Here is a 14,418-nt window from a genome sequence, read left to right as displayed (position 1 = left end):
CTAGCATACTCCTATTTCAACGACCGCCCGAGCTTGACCGTTTATGACAACAAGGTCGCGCTTGCGGCTCCTGCAGAAATGGACAAGCTGTCTTACGACGCGTTGCAGAACACGCTGTCGTTTTACATCCCCACGGGACTTGATCTCGACTCGGCTTCGATCCAGCTTCAAGGTGCCAATTTGGACGCCAACCTGAATGGCCGCGCGCTTCGGGTTTTGGACGCCGGCGGCACAACCGAAGGGGGCTTCAAGCTGTTGAAGGTCGACACCTCAGGGCTCGCCCTGTCGGAGACCTCGTTTGAACGCAACTTCGACATCAATTTGTTGTTCAACCCGTCCTCTAACGTCGAAGCTTTTTTCGAAGGTGCCGAGAGCGGGACCGAAGGCGTTTTAACCACCTTTAACAGCAAGAAGATCGTCCTGCGCGAAATCGGCGCCGCCGCGACCCGCACGATTACCGACAGCTCCTTTGACAACGCCTTCATGATCGACAGCGCAAAGAACAACAGCGTTTCCACAGCGATAAATGCGCTTGGGCTGAATTCCCTCATGCCGGCCGTCACTAGTCCGGCAACACCTGCCACGATGGTCTTGACTGTTACCGGTACAATAACCACCGGCGATGCTTTCACCGTCAACCTTGATGACGGCCGCGGCAACACCCTTTCTTTCATCACGGCAGAACTTACTACCGGACAGACCCAAACAGACGCCTACGCCGCCCTGCAGACGGCCTTTGATGCTTTGGCTGACAAGAAGGGCTTCTCAATGGCCGACGGCGTGATCACGCGTGCAGATGGAAAGGATTTCTCGATCACCGGTTCAACCGGCACAGGGGATGTTTCCGCCCTCCAAGTCAATCCTGACGGCACTCTGGTTACGCTCAGCCAAACCCCTGTCTCGACGTCGGGCGCCGCGAACGGCACCATGGCCGATGGTGTGTTGGCTGTATATAACCTCGCCAACCTCACCACCATAAACCGTGCAGGCTGGATCGACGAAAAGAACCCGCCGATAAAGATCAGCTATGATGACGTAAACCAGCGCCTGCAGTTCAGCGTTGACCGGACCGTGCTAGGGACCGGGACAGGGAGCAACTTCAACTCCTTCACCATTTCGGGCGCTGCCAGTGCAAACGACACGAACGGCTTGGGCATCCCGGATTCAGGCAATACACGCCAGGTCTTGATCCGCGGCGGCGAAGTGATGTCGGCTGAATCCTTCATCGCCGACGGCGAGGAAATCCAGCTCAACGACAAGCGTTTCGGCATTCAGGTTGAATATAACAGCGACACCAAGTCGTTCAGCGTGCTCAGCGGCACGACGGGTGAAACAATCAGCACCAATGGCGCAATCGGTGTCGATCAAAACCAGAAGGCGTCGAATATCCAGATCGGCCGACGCACCATTCTTTCGGGTGGCAACACCGATCCGAGCGAACAGATCAACCTCGACACACGGATCATCGGCAGCGGCGAGAATGCATTGTTCGGATTTGGCGCGACGCGCACCGACTATGTCTTTGCCGCAGGACGCGGCCTTGCCTCGGACCCTGCCATCGCCTCGGGACGGGCCGCGCAAAGCGACCTGACCGAAGTCTTCCGCCTGACCGCCACCAACAACGAGAACATCTTCAACGTTTCGGTGAACGGGATTTCCGGGGTCATCGAGATCCCGCCGGGCAATTACGTCGGCACCACGCTGGCCGCCGCGCTCGAAGAGCGGGTCAACCAGATCGCCGACCCAGTCAGCGGCATCAGTGTCGGCGGTGTGACCGTGCGCTATTCGGCTGCATCCAACAGCTTCACCTTCACCACAGGCACCACGGGCGACACCTCGACGATCAAGGTCAAGGGCACCGCGCGCCTCGGTCTTGACGATGTCCCCTTGGGGGTTGGCTCGGTGCCGAAGATCTACAACCTTGTGCAGGCGACAAATGCCGATGGCTTGGCGCTTTTCGTCGACGCCGACGGCAATGTCGTGACCTCGCCGCCGGAGAACCTGGTGACAGGGTATTTCCCGCTCTACATTGACGAGGGCGAATTGACCTTCGACAAGACCGGTAAACTGATCAGCCCCAAGAACAAGGTGCATTTCGAACAGCAGGCCGATGGCTTCTCGATCTCGCTCGACATCGATTTCTCGGCCTCAAGCCAGTTTGCCCAGCCCTTCTCGGTGTTGTCGGTGGAGCAAGACGGTTTCACCTCCGGCCGCCTTGACGGGATCGAGATCGACAGCTCGGGTACGATCCGGGCGAACTACACCAATGGCCAGAACAACCCCTTGGGCAAGATCGTGGTCGCGACCTTCAACAACCAAAACGGCCTCAAGCAGATCGGTAATGCGACCTATGTCGAGACCGCCGTATCGGGCCGGCCGCAGGTCGGCGAGGCGGGTTCGGAAGGTTTCGGCACGATCCAATCGGGTTCGCTTGAACGCTCGAACGTCGATATCACCGAAGAGCTGGTGAACCTGATTACCGCCCAGCGGAACTATCAGGCATCGGCCAAGGCGATCGAGACCACGACAAGCCTGACCCAGACCATCATCAACATCCGGATGTAATCACAGACCCCGGCACAGGAGTATATAGCGCCATGGATCGCATGATTCACACCGCGTTGAACTCGATGCGCAACCTTTCGGAGTTGCAAAAGATCAACGCGCAAAATCTGACGAACATGTCTGTGCCGGGGTTTCGCAAGGATCTTTGGGGACAGGCCGGCACCGGCTACCTGCAAGCCGGCCAAGAGCCGACGGCACGCGCCTTCGCGCTTGGAACCGGGAAAAGCGAGTTCTCCTACCAGCTGGGGACAATGGATCCGACGGGGGTGGATACGGATATCGCCATTGTCGACGATGGTTGGCTTCTCGTACAGCCGCCCGACGGGTCGCCACCTGCATTGAGCCGCCGTGGCGATCTTTCGGTGAATGCCGAAGGCATTCTCGTCAATGGCTCGAACGAGACCGTTCTGAGCGATGCGCTTGCGCCGATGGTCATCCCACCCTACCGGGAAATCCAGATCACTCAGATCGGTGAAATCCTCATCAATCCTCTGGCGGCAGAAGCCGGTCAGTTCGTGTCTGCCGGATTCATCGGCACGACAACGGCTGCGGGTGTCGATCTGCGCAAGAATGAGGATGGGCGGATCCGCGCGCTTGACGGCACGATCCCGCCCCCCGACCAAATCGCGCATATGCAGCAAGGTATGCTGGAAAGCTCGAACGTCAGCGCTGTCGAGGAATTGGTCTATACCATCGAGCTGCAACGCCGTTTCGAGATGAGCGTGAAGTTCATCGAATCCGCCAAGCAGATCGACCAGGCCGCCGCCCAAATCATGCGGATCGCCCAGGAATAGTGACCGGCTGGCACAGCTCTTGCAAGACTGGAGGGACGAACCTGACAAAGGAAGTTCCAGATGTCCGCAAGCGCAATGCATGTCGCCAAGACTGGTCTCAACGCCCAGCAGACCAAGATGCAGATCATCGCCAACAACCTGGCGAATGTGAACACAACCGGCTTCAAGCGCGACCGCGCGAATTTTGAAAGCCTTCTTTACCAGGTGATGCGGTCGGGCGGGGCTCAGACCGCTGATGGCACCGCGCTGACCTCCTCCTCCACGGTCGGCACCGGGGTGCGGCTGGTCTCGACCCAAAAGCTCTACTCCCAAGGCAGCCTTGTAAGCACCGAGAATTCGCTCGATCTGGCGATAGACGGCATGGGCTTTTTCCAGGTCCTGATGCCTGATGGCCGCATCGGCTACACACGCAACGGGGCCTTTTCGCGCAATGCCGATGGCACATTGACCACGCCAAGCGGCTACGTCTTGCAGCCCGAGATCCAGATCCCCGACAATGTCACCGAGATCACGATCGGGCAAAACGGCGTCGTCTCGGTCATGGTCGCGGGCCAGAACGATCCCCAAGAGGTCGGCCAGATCACGCTTGCCAATTTCACCAACCCGCGCGGTCTGCAACCCATCGGCGAGACCTTCGTGATCGAAACCCCGGCCAGCGGCCCGCCCATCGAAGGCGTCCCCTATGAGGGCGGCTTTGGCAAGCTGCAGCAAGGCTATCTTGAAAGCTCGAACGTGAATGTCGTGCAGCAGCTTGTCGATATGATCGAAACACAGCGCGCCTATGAGGTGAGCTCGAAAGCGATCAGCGCCACCGACGAGATGATGCGCCACATCTCGAACAACCTGTGATCGGGGTCACGCCATGATGCGCCTCTCTTCATTTCCTCTCGCAGTCGTTGCAGCGACGGTCCTCGCCGGTTGCGCCACCCAGGTGCAAGAGGCCGCAAGCGCGGATTTCACCCCGGTCTATCCGCTGGCCGCCGAGCTGCAACCCGTGGGCTTCGCCACGGGTACGATCTATACACCGCAACAAGCGGGGCTGTTTGCCACCGACCGCCGCGCTGGCCGCGTCGGCGATATTCTGACAGTTGCCTTCAGCGAAAGCTTTCAAGCCACGAAATCGCAAAATGCGGGCAGTGCGAAATCCTCATCTTTCGAAATTGAGCTGCCCAGCGTGCTTCCCTTTGCATCTGTCGGGCCGGAACTGTCGAACGGCACCACCCAAACCTTTACCGGCAACGGCACGGCGGCGCAGTCCAACTCGCTTACTGGGCAGGTCTCGGTCCATGTCGTGCGCGTCTTGCCCGGTGGCAATCTCGAGATTCTGGGTCAAAAGAAGCTGACGCTGAACAATGGCGATGAGTATATCCGCGTCCGCGGCATCGTCCGGCCCGAAGACATCACCTCGAACAACGTGGTCCAATCCGACCGGATCGCCAACGCCGAGATCACCTATATCGGCGCAGGCGACCTTGCCGATACCGGCCAGCAGGGCTGGCTTTCGCGCATCCTGACATCCGTATCCCCGATCTGAAAAGGCATAAACATGCGCACCCCTTGGCCCGTTCTTGCCGTTTTCATCGTCCTTGCAGCATGTGCCGCCGGCTTTGCGCCCAACCCGGCCAAGGCCGAACGCATCAAGGACATCGCCAGCATCGCGGGGGTGCGGTCGAACCAGCTTGTGGGTTACGGGATCGTCGTGGGCCTTGCGGGAACCGGCGATGGCGGCACCGGGATCACGCTTCAATCACTGCAAGCGATGGTGTCGCGTTTCGGGCTGGTGACCGATGTCAGCGGGCTTGACGCGCGCAATGCGGCCGCGGTCATGGTCACGACCGACCTGCCCCCCTTCGTCAAGCCGGGACAGCGGCTCGATGTGACCGTCTCGACCATCGGCGGTGCCAAGTCACTGCGCGGTGGCACGCTCTTGATGACGCCGCTGCTGGGGGCGGATGGCGAAACCTATGGTATCGCGCAGGGCAATCTTGTCGTGGGTGGTCTGGGTGTCGAGGGACAGGACAACTCCTCGCTCGTCGTCAATGTGCCGACGGTCGGGCGCATCCCGAACGGGGCCACAGCCGAGCGGATGGTGGAATCCTCTTTCCTCGAGACCGAACATCTTGTCCTCAACCTCAATCGCGGTGATTTCACGGCCTCGGCGAACATGGCCGAGGCGATCAACGGCATCTTCGGGCCGGACATCGCCGTGCCGCTTGACGCGAACTCGGTGCGGGTGCGCGCGCCGCAAGACCCCTCGCAGCGCGTGGCCTTTGTCTCGCTTTTGGAGAATATCGAGGTCGAGCCGGTCGAACCGCCGGCACAGGTCATCATCAATTCGCGCACCGGAACGATCGTCATCGGTGGCAATGTCCGCGTGACGCCCGCTGCCGTGACGCATGGATCGCTGACCGTGCGGGTCAACGAACGCCTCAACGTGGCGCAAGGGGCAAGCGTCGTCAGCAACGACAACCAGACGATCGTCGCCCCGGGCGAGCCCGTGGTCACCCCCGAAAGCACGCTTGACGCCACCGAGGAACCGGCGCGCGCCTTTGTTTTCGATGGCGGTGTCTCGCTGTCCTCGCTGGTGGATTCGATCAACGCCGTCGGCGCCTCCGCCTCCGATCTCGTCGCCATTCTCGAGGCGCTGCGCGAAGCGGGCGCGCTGCGCGCCGAACTGATCATCATCTGAGGCACAGCATGACCGATGCCCCCTCTGCCCTGCCCCGCACCACCCTGGCCGATCTGTCGATTGGCCGGGCTACGGGCGCGACCGGCCCCGGCTGGGGGCGTCCGGAAATCCGCACAGCTGGTGCGGGCCCGGCCGAACTTCGGCAGGCGGCGGAAGAATTCGAAGCGATGTTTCTCAACCAATTCTTGCAACAAGCCCGTAAAAGCCAGCTGTCCGACGGCTTGCTGACCTCGTCGGCGGGCGACACGTTTCAGGGGATGCTCGACCAAGAATATTCCCGCGCGGCCTCGGGCGGTGTGTCGCTTGGCATCGCCGATGCGCTTTACGCCCAATTCGCACAGCACTTGCCACGGGCGGGTGACTGACCATGCCCGGTTTGTTCGATATCGCCAGCAGCGGCATCCAAGCCTACCGCGAGGCCTTGGCCGTCACCGGCCAAAACATCGCCAACATCAATACCGAAGGCTATCGCCGTCGCGGTGTGGACCTGTCCGAAATTTCTGCCAGCCAGAACGATGTCACCACGATCTCGGACCAGACCGGCCTTGGGGTGCGCGTCGCAGGGATCAGCCGGGCATTTGACAGCTTCATCGCCGGACGCGCCCGCGATGCCAATTCCGATTTCTCGCAAGCCGAAGCCTACAAGGCCGGGCTCGATACCCTGGAGGGCGCGCTTGTTCCGGGCGATTACGACCTCGGCTATTTCCTCGCCGAGTTTTTCGACGGGCTGAACGGCGTGGCCCAAGCACCGGCCGATCTTGCCTCGCGCACCGTGGCCCTGACCAAAGGCAGCGCGCTGGCCGAGGGTTTCGTCCGCCTGTCGCAAGATCTTGACGATCTGCGCGAAACGATCTGGCAGCAGACGTCCAATGTGACCCGCGACCTCAACGGCATGTTGGTGACGCTGCGCAATACGCAAAACCAGCTGATCGCATCGGGCAGCGCCACGGGCGCCTCGAACGCGCTGCTTGATGCTCGCGACCAAACGATCTCCGAGATCAGCACCCTTGTCGGCGTATCCGTGGCCACCGCCGCCAGCGGTGCTGCCACAGTGACGCTCGGGCGCAGCGGCAATGGGCCGGTGCTGGGCACCGCGACGCAATCGGGCAGCCTTCAGGTGCGCAAAGGCGACGAACGGCTGGTCTTCTTGGCGGGCCAATCGCCGGGGCTGAGCGAAACGCAACAAGTGTCATCGGGGCGGCTGGCCGGGCTGTCAGAGGCCTATCGGTCCGTCACCGAAGCGATGCGCAGCCTTGATACGCTGGCAACGAGGCTCGCAGACGAGTTCAACCAAGCCCATGCGAACGGGATCGACCTCAACGGCAAGGTCGGCACGGCACTCTTCAGCGCCGATGGTGTGTTCGTCGAACAATCGTCCACCAATCTCGGCCGCTTCTCCGCAAATGCCACCGCACCCGAGGTCATCGACCAGATCGCGGGCGAGACACGCTTTGTCTATTCCTCCAAGGCCGCGGCATGGTTGAGCTTCGATGCCGATGGCAAGGCCACCACGCATGCCTCTGGGCCGATCACCATCGGATCGGTCCGCATCAACGTGACAGGCACCCCCGCCGATGGCGACGAGTTCACCTTGCGCGCCGAGATCGGCTCGGCCGCGCAGATGCGCTTTTTGCTCAAGCAACCACAAGAGTTCGCCGGGGCAGGCCTTTTGCTGAGCGAGGCGGATATCGGCAATACCAGCCGCGCAGCGCTGGAAGCGACGGCCATCGCCACGCAGACCCCGACCGGGCTGACGGATGTGACGCAGGTATTGCGCGACGATCTCTCGACGCTTTCGGCCACGGCGCTGCGTCAAAACGGGGTTTTGGGCGTGATCCCAGCGGGGACCGCATCGGTTGAGCTGGTATCGCTGGGCCGCCAAGACAGTGTCACCTTCTCGTTGACAGAGGCGCAGACCATCGCGGTCAGCAGCCTTGCCATCACGCTCAACGGCACCAGCTATACCTTTGATCTCTCGGCGTTTCAGACCTATGCCGGCGATCAACGTGGGGCGGATGCGGGCGATCTGGCGGATCTGCTGAACGCAGGCAGGCTGACCATGCAGAACGGCACCCGGTTTTCCGATCTTGGCCTTTTCGCGGCCGGCGCGGAGGGGAACCTGACGATTGCGCGCGCCAGTAGTACGGGCGCCATCACCGCCGCGACGATCGACGGGCAAGCGGGCAGTGTCACGACAGGATTGGCCGCAGTCAGCAACCTGCAGGTGTTCACCCGCGACGGGCGTCAAATCGCGGGAACCGCGCTCAGCCAATCCGATGTGATCAGCTACCTGACAGAGGCGAATGGTTTCCTGCCCGAAGCCGAATATCGGGCCGATCTTTTGAACGGGGCGGACGGGATCGGCTATCGGGGCATGGAAATCATCCGGCGCACGACCGACGGTGCCGCGCTTTTGACGTTCTCGGCCACAGGCATCGATCCCAGCCTGCGCACAGGCGATGCGGCGGCCGTTCCCGCCAACCCGGCGGGCAGCCTCGCGCTCACCATCGGGACCGAGCGTGAAGTGATCGAGATCCCGGCCAGCCTGTCCGCCGGGCTTATCGCGGCACGGATCAACGCGGCTGCAACCGATACGGGAATCAGCGCCGAGGCATCAACGCGGCTCGCGCTTTCCGATCTGCCCGATGGGCTTGTGCAATTCACGCTCGAGGCCGACAACGAGACCCCTGTCCAAATCGCCGCCAATGTCACGGGGGGGGCCTTGGACAACTTGCTGGGCGCGATCAATGCCCGCAGTCGCGACACCGGCGTCGTGGCCACCTTGGGCAGTGATCCCGGCCGGATCGTGCTGGTTTCGGATACGGGCGATGATCTGGTGCTCGGTGCGATCAGCGCGGGCGATCCCGGCTTCACCGCGACACCGATCACGATGACCGCCACGGCGCGCGGAACGGCGGTCACGCTTGGCGGGACGAATGGCGCCACCGCTTTGCGACTTGGCGGCGACATTACCTTGCGCGGCAGCCAGTCCTTCGAGCTGGATTGGCAAGGCGCGAGCGGCACAAGCAGCGCGGACCCTTTCACCGACGGGCTGATGACCCGGCAGGTCGACCCGGCAGGGCGGTGGCAAGACATCGCCTTTCACCTGTCCGACGGGCTTGATACTGCCGAGGCCGATCCCGAGGGTCTTGGCGCCACCGCCGCCGCGACGCAGCTGTCGCTCAACCTATCGGGCCTCAACGGCACCGGGTCGCTGAGCGCTCAGATCGAAACCGCCCGTCTGTCCGAGGTCGGATCAAGCGCCGTTGCGCAAGCCATGGCCGCAACGCTGCGCGGCCTTGGCATGGTGCCGACACTTGAAGGAAGCCCGGTCGCGACGCAGCCCGCCGACGGCACCACGGTTCAGGTGCTTCTCGGCGATCAAAGCTATGTGTTGAGCATGGTCGACGGAGAGATCGCGGTGACTGGCCCCGAAGCCGGTCGGATCACCGCCTTTTTCGAGGCCGACAACACCTTGCGCGTGGCAGCCACCGGCGGCAGCCTCAGCGGCCAGATCCTGCGCCTGTCGCCCGAGACACCGGCGGTCGATGCCGCAGCCTTTGGCCTTGGCGTGGCCGGTGCCAGCGCCGGGTTGAACGGGCGCTCTGTTGCAATCCCGGTCGGCCAAACCGATTTCACGCTCGATGTCGTGATCGATGGTGTCGAAACAACACTGAACGTCGCATGGACAAACAACACCGTTCCGGCCCAGTTCACTTTTGATCCGCCGCAAGGGGTCAGCCTCGACATTGCGGCCAGTGCCGATGGGATGGTGGCGACGCTTGCGATTGCGGGTGACAGCGGGATCGATGATCTGCGCCTGCGCCCGTCGGTCGATGCCCATGCCCTTGGGCTGGTCAGCGCGGATGCCGAGATCACGCTTGGCGCTGGCGGATTGCGCATCGCATCGGCAGGCGCGGCGCCGGTGCAGCTGACCGCCAGTGCGACCAGCCTTGTTGCCGAACGTCTCAGCCTACGCGGTTTGCCCAATGAAGAGTTGATCGTGATCGCCACGGGCAGCGGCGCCCGGCGCATTGCGGCAAGTTTCGGTGAAAGCCAGCCCAGCCCCACCACCGCGACCGCCTTCGAGATCAAGGTGATCGACGGCCCCTCGCGCCGGGTCGAGATTTTCGAACGGGCTACCGGCCATTCGCTCGCCACGCGCACGGTGGCCGATGACGGCCAATTCATGGCCTATGGGATGCGCTTCGAACTGGTCGGCACGTTCGAGACAGGCGACAGCTTTTACGTCAAATCCAACCAAGATGGCAGCGGCGATGCCCGTAATGCGATGGCGATGTTCGCCCTTGGCGATCGCAATGCGCGCACGGGTCTGGGCGGCTTTGGCGCAGAGTTCGCCACGCTTGTCACCACCACCGGCGCCGAGGGCCGCGCCGCCGATATCGCGCAAAGTGCCGCCGAGGCAAGGCGCGACGCCGCCGTCGAATTGGAGGCCGAATATTCGGGCGTCAACCTCGATGACGAGGCCGCACGACTTTTGGAACAACAACAGGCCTATCAGGCGCTTGCGCGCGTTCTGCGCACGGCCGGTGACCTGCTTGACACCTTGCTCAACGCAATTTCGTAACCGGAGGCCGCGATGCCGATCAGCACCAAGACGTTCAATGAACAGGCCATTCGCGGAATTGCCCGGCTGACCGAACAGGCCAATGCCTATCAAGAACAGATCGCGACCGGCAAAAAGGATCTGCGCCCATCGCAAGATCCGGTCGCAGCGGCGCGCTTGTCGTCGGTCAAGGATATGGAGGCCGATCTGCGGCGTTTCACTGATAATGTGAGTGCTGCGAAAACCCGTCTTGGGCTTGCCGACAAGGTGCTGGAAAGTGTCCAGAACATCATGATCCGCACCAATGAACTGGCCATCCAAGCGGCAAACGGCACCAATTCGCAGGCCGATCGCCTTGCGATCCGCGCCGAGGTTGACCAGCTGCGCGAAAGCATGATCGGACTTGCCAATACCGCCGATGATCGCGGGCAAGCCTTGTTCGGGGGCTATGTGATGCGCGACAGCCCTTTCGTCAAAACCCAGAGCGGGGCGGTCGAATATGCCGGAGATACGGGGCAAACCACCCTTCTGGCCTCGGACCGGCTGGTGCTGCCCACCGGGATCAGCGGGGCCGAGGCGTTCATGCGGATCGAAACCGATGAAGGTCCGGTCTCGGTCTTCGATATTTTCGCAGGGCTTTCCGCCGCACTCGAAACCGCGGCCGACGCCACCACATCGCTGAACATGGCGGGCGGGCGGGTCCGGATCGACGTCGATACCGCGCGCGCGCCGCAACTGCACGAAATCACGATCACCGGGCCGCTTGGCTCGGCGCGGATCGCCGCCGAACTGGTCGCAGGCGCGCCTGATGCCCTTGTCTCAGCGATCAATGCGGTCAGCGAAACAACTGGCCTGACAGCCTTGGCCGAGACCAATGGCAGCGGCGTTTTCGTCACGGCCGAAGGCGGCGGCCCCATCGGCCTGTCCGAATACCAGATCGCGGGCATGCCCGTGGCCAGCGCGACGCTGAGCACCAGCATGACAGTCACGCCGGTCGATGCATTTGGCGCAGCGACAGGCGCGGCCGTTGTTCTGGCGGATGCCGATCAGGCCATCAGCAACTCCATCGGCCAGCTTCATTCAGGGATTGAACATGTCGGGTTGCAAAGGGCGCGCGTGGGCGCATTCTTCAACGCCGCCGACATCCAGTCCGAGGCGCTTGCCCGCAAAGAGGTGCTTGTCGCCGAAACCCGTAGCGGGATCGAAGACGCCGATATGGCCGAGGTGATCAGCAAGCTGCAAAGCCTGCTCGTCAATCGCGACGCAGCGCAGCAGGTCTTTGCCAAGATTTCGCAGCAAAGCCTTTTCGATTATCTCCGCTGAGATCGCGGCCTCACGGCGCGGTCCGGAACAATTCGCGAAACGCCTCCACGCGATCCCATTGTTTGCGCAAGACCGGCGACTGGCTGGATTTGGCCAGCTCGGCCTGTGCCGGCATAAAGGCCAAATCCGCGCCGTCGCGTTCGGCCAAGAGCGCCAAAAGCGCGGCATAGGCGCTTTCGGTCGAGCCTTCGGCCGTGGCAACCGGGGCTGTCGCGACGCTTGCGCCATAGGGAGCCAATGCGCCGTATTGCACCGACAAGGCTTGCCCGAACAAGCCCCCCGCCATCATCGCCGCACGCCCGTTCATGGCTGGCTCACCGGTGACCGTCATGACATCGCCGCGCCCCGTGGCCGTTGGATCGATCGCTGCGCGCGCTGTCTCGAAGGCGCGATGATAGCGCGCGCCGCGCTCGGCATCGGGAGAGTGGTAATTCTTCACCGCCTCCTCCCACGAGCCTTCGCGGGCATGGAGTTCCTTCAAGAAACGTACCGCGTAGCGAATATTCGTCTCGGGATCGAGCATCGCCTCGACCGAGGGGAAATTCTCGCCATGCCAGTAGTGATTGACCTGCATGCAACCGACATCGATGTTGCGCGGCCCCTCGGCCACGGTCTGGCGCAGATAGGCAAGGGTCTCTTCGCGGGTCTCGAAATAGAGCCCTCGACCGGCATGGTTGAGCGTCCAGGGCCATGCGCGCACGGTGCGCCCGACACGCCGCCCGCTTTCGATGCGCGAGATGGCGGGTAACAAGCCCGGCGGCAAACCCTCGGCCGCACCGATCCGCGTGGCCATCGCCTCGCAATCAGGCACGACCCCGGCCGTCGCAGACCCCGTTGCCGCGAATGTCAAAACGACCGCCAAGGCGCGTAGCGCAGGGCGGACCAAACCGAAAGTACGCAGTGTGATGGGCAGGTTTGTCATACCGAACAACTGCAATAACCGCGCCAGATCGCATCGAGCGCCAATAGTTTGACGCAAGGCCGATCTCGGCTCACTTTTTGAAAGGACAAGGCGTAGGATCTTGCAACAGCAACGGGGTGAACGGTGCTTAAACGACTGGGAAAAGGGCTGCTTTATGTGGGGCCGGGTGCCGTGATCCTTGGCGTCTTCGCGGCCGGTCACATGACGATCGCGCCTGAAACCGACCGGCTGCAAAGCTACCTGATCGCGAACGGGTTGATCGCACCACCCGAACCCGAACCCGAACCCGAAACGCCGCCCGAGGTCGAGGCCGACGCCGAAGATGTCGCGCGCGACGCAGAGGGCCAGATCATTCCCCCCGCATGGCGCTATTACAGCTTCACCATGCCGTTTTCCGCCAATCTGGGTGCGACCCAACGCCTTTACAGTATCGAAGTGTCGCTATCGGTCTTCGGCTCGCCCTTCGTGGGGGATGTGATCATGCTGCGCCTGCCGGAGATCGAGGCGCAGATGCGGCCGGTGGTGCTGGAACAGATGCAAGGCATGACCGAGGAGGAGGTGCGCGACCCGGCCACGCGCGACATGCTGGCCGAACGCATCCGCGACGCGCTGAACGCCCATTTCGTCACGATGGACGAGAATATAGAACTCGACGCGGCGATGATCACCTCGGTAATCTTGAACTGAACCCGCGCAATGGCATGGGATTTGCAGCCGCTTTTGCACAGAATTGCAAAGGACGCGCCATGACCTTGATGACCAAGCCGACCGAAACGCCAGAGCCGGCCGCGTGCGAGCTTGAGCTGTTTTCCGTCGAGATCGGCCTTTTCGACGAGGCCGAGCATGAGGACAACCACCGCGTGGTCCCGCTTGCGCGCTATCTTCACGAACTGCGCAACCTGCCCGACCGGGCCCGCTGATCGCGCAAGGGGCCGCCGCCCCCGTGGGCGGGCTGCACACCAACGAGGCAGCCCCGCACACCCTGCCCGCTCGCGTCACCCCCGGTGATCAGCGAAAAATCAGGTGGTGGAATTCAAGAATGATCAACAGCGCGATCAGGAAAACAGACGAAACAATGGTCGCGGTCGGTGACATGGCAGAGGTCCGATAGGTCGATTTTCCGCCGAATTATGATCATCGCGCGCAGGGTCAAGACCGCGCCGCGCCTTGCGCGACTGCAACCGTTGAGAAAACGCTGACTTTCTTGAAGTGATGTGACAAAAAGCCCAAGGCAATTTGGCACAAGCCTAACCATCCAAAGAAAAAAGGCCCCCATGCCGGGGGCCTTTCCTCGTCTTGGTATAGCGCGCCTTAGCCCTGCAAGAGCTGCAACACACCCTGCTTCGACGCATTCGCCTGAGCGAGCATCGCCATCGACGCTTGCTGGAGGATTTGCGACTTGGCGAGGTTGGTGCTTTCCGCCGCAAAGTCGGCGTCTTGGATGCGCGAACGGCCTGCTTCGAGGTTGGTTGCGATATTGGTCAGGTTTGCAACCGTGCTGTCGAGGCGGTTAGAGATTGCGCCGAGTGCAGCGCGCTGGGTGTTAACGCTTTCGATA

Annotated in this window: 12 protein-coding genes; 10 read left to right on the top strand and 2 right to left on the bottom strand. The window is 62.1% G+C overall.

The window, feature by feature from the left end; genetic code table 11:
* Positions 1-33 precede the first annotated feature (33 nt).
* From ACTG4J_RS10435 to flgL, 8 genes are read left to right on the top strand one after another with little or no spacing between them, the layout of a single operon-like run.
* The gene (locus tag ACTG4J_RS10435) at positions 34-2,565 is read left to right on the top strand and encodes a flagellar hook-basal body complex protein (RefSeq protein ID WP_439139311.1); all 2,532 of its coding nucleotides are present in this window, start codon (positions 34-36) and stop codon (positions 2,563-2,565) included.
* 32 nt (positions 2,566-2,597) lie between these two features.
* Entirely contained in the window at positions 2,598-3,359 is a 762-nt protein-coding gene (locus tag ACTG4J_RS10430; protein WP_439139309.1) for a flagellar basal body rod protein FlgF, read from the top strand.
* A gap of 60 nt (positions 3,360-3,419) precedes the next feature.
* Positions 3,420-4,208 carry a flagellar basal-body rod protein FlgG gene (gene flgG / locus ACTG4J_RS10425; RefSeq protein WP_439139307.1) on the top strand — a complete coding sequence of 263 codons (789 nt, stop codon included), beginning with the start codon at positions 3,420-3,422 and terminating at the stop codon, positions 4,206-4,208.
* Between the two features lie 13 nt (positions 4,209-4,221).
* Complete coding sequence (locus ACTG4J_RS10420) at positions 4,222-4,893, top strand: flagellar basal body L-ring protein FlgH (protein ID WP_439139305.1); 672 nt, start codon at positions 4,222-4,224, stop codon at positions 4,891-4,893.
* Positions 4,894-4,905: 12 nt separating this feature from the next.
* Complete coding sequence (locus tag ACTG4J_RS10415; protein WP_439139303.1) at positions 4,906-6,048, top strand: flagellar basal body P-ring protein FlgI; 1,143 nt, start codon at positions 4,906-4,908, stop codon at positions 6,046-6,048.
* Between the two features lie 8 nt (positions 6,049-6,056).
* The gene (locus ACTG4J_RS10410) at positions 6,057-6,413 is read left to right on the top strand and encodes a rod-binding protein (protein WP_439139301.1); all 357 of its coding nucleotides are present in this window, start codon (positions 6,057-6,059) and stop codon (positions 6,411-6,413) included.
* A gap of 2 nt (positions 6,414-6,415) precedes the next feature.
* Positions 6,416-10,636 carry a flagellar hook-associated protein FlgK gene (gene flgK / locus ACTG4J_RS10405; protein WP_439139299.1) on the top strand — a complete coding sequence of 1,407 codons (4,221 nt, stop codon included), beginning with the start codon at positions 6,416-6,418 and terminating at the stop codon, positions 10,634-10,636.
* Positions 10,637-10,648: 12 nt separating this feature from the next.
* Positions 10,649-11,938: a flagellar hook-associated protein FlgL gene (gene flgL / locus ACTG4J_RS10400; RefSeq protein WP_439139297.1), complete on the top strand. Its 1,290-nt coding sequence runs from the start codon at positions 10,649-10,651 to the stop codon at positions 11,936-11,938.
* A 10-nt stretch (positions 11,939-11,948) separates the two neighbouring features.
* Here flgL and ACTG4J_RS10395 read toward each other — a convergent pair whose 3' ends face one another.
* The gene (locus ACTG4J_RS10395; RefSeq protein WP_439139313.1) at positions 11,949-12,860 is read right to left on the bottom strand and encodes a lytic transglycosylase domain-containing protein; all 912 of its coding nucleotides are present in this window, start codon (positions 12,858-12,860) and stop codon (positions 11,949-11,951) included.
* Positions 12,861-12,983: 123 nt separating this feature from the next.
* On the opposite strand from ACTG4J_RS10395, the gene ACTG4J_RS10390 reads away from it, so the two are divergent.
* Together ACTG4J_RS10390 and ACTG4J_RS10385 are read left to right on the top strand one after the other, a co-directional pair.
* Positions 12,984-13,547, top strand: a complete 564-nt coding sequence (locus ACTG4J_RS10390) for a flagellar basal body-associated FliL family protein (protein WP_439139295.1) — start codon at positions 12,984-12,986, stop codon at positions 13,545-13,547.
* Between the two features lie 68 nt (positions 13,548-13,615).
* Positions 13,616-13,780 carry a hypothetical protein gene (locus ACTG4J_RS10385; RefSeq protein ID WP_439139293.1) on the top strand — a complete coding sequence of 55 codons (165 nt, stop codon included), beginning with the start codon at positions 13,616-13,618 and terminating at the stop codon, positions 13,778-13,780.
* A gap of 391 nt (positions 13,781-14,171) precedes the next feature.
* On the opposite strand, the gene ACTG4J_RS10380 is transcribed toward ACTG4J_RS10385, so the two are convergent.
* Positions 14,172-14,418, bottom strand: a 247-nt coding sequence (locus ACTG4J_RS10380) for a flagellin (protein WP_439139291.1), incomplete at its 5' end; no start/stop codon positions are given.

Origin of the sequence: Roseicyclus sp. (assembly GCF_965662675.1) — a bacterium.
Taxonomy (GTDB): Bacteria; Pseudomonadota; Alphaproteobacteria; order Rhodobacterales; family Rhodobacteraceae; genus Roseicyclus.
The sequence above is the reverse complement of the archived record's forward strand: the minus strand, read 5'-3'. Positions and strand labels throughout refer to the sequence as shown.